We start from the raw sequence: 400 nt of genomic DNA on the forward strand, positions 1-400 counted from the left end.
CCACTCGATTGGTGGTAACAGGATCAGCCTCTCAGACAGCAGGAACGAGTAATTCAATTACGATTACCGCCAAAGATGCGAGTGGTAATACGGTAACCACTTATACCGGTTCTAAGAACTTAACTTTTTCAGGAGCAACTAGTTCTACTGCGCCAGTAACAACACCTAAGGTAACCAATACCGCAGCAGCGGATATTGCTTTTGGAACTACCACCGCCTTGACTTTTGCTTCGGGTACTGTGACGACCAACATGAAGTTATACAACGTAGAATCAGCTGTTGTGGCTGTGACCGACGGAAGTATTTCAGCCGCAGGAGCAGATCGCTTGACTGTAGCAGTGAGTGCGGCAGCCTTCAATAAATTGGCGGTGAGCTTAGCGAGTCCACAGATAAACGGCAC

1 protein-coding gene is annotated in these 400 nt (G+C 48.0%); it reads left to right on the forward strand.

The genetic code is table 11. The features are described 5' to 3' along the window. The coding region (locus U0R11_RS13580; RefSeq protein WP_406752378.1) for a hypothetical protein at positions 1 to 400 on the forward strand (400 nt) is incomplete at both ends.

Source organism: Aquirufa salirivi (genome assembly GCF_045310485.1).
In the GTDB taxonomy this organism is placed as follows: Bacteria; Bacteroidota; Bacteroidia; order Cytophagales; family Spirosomataceae; genus Aquirufa; species Aquirufa salirivi.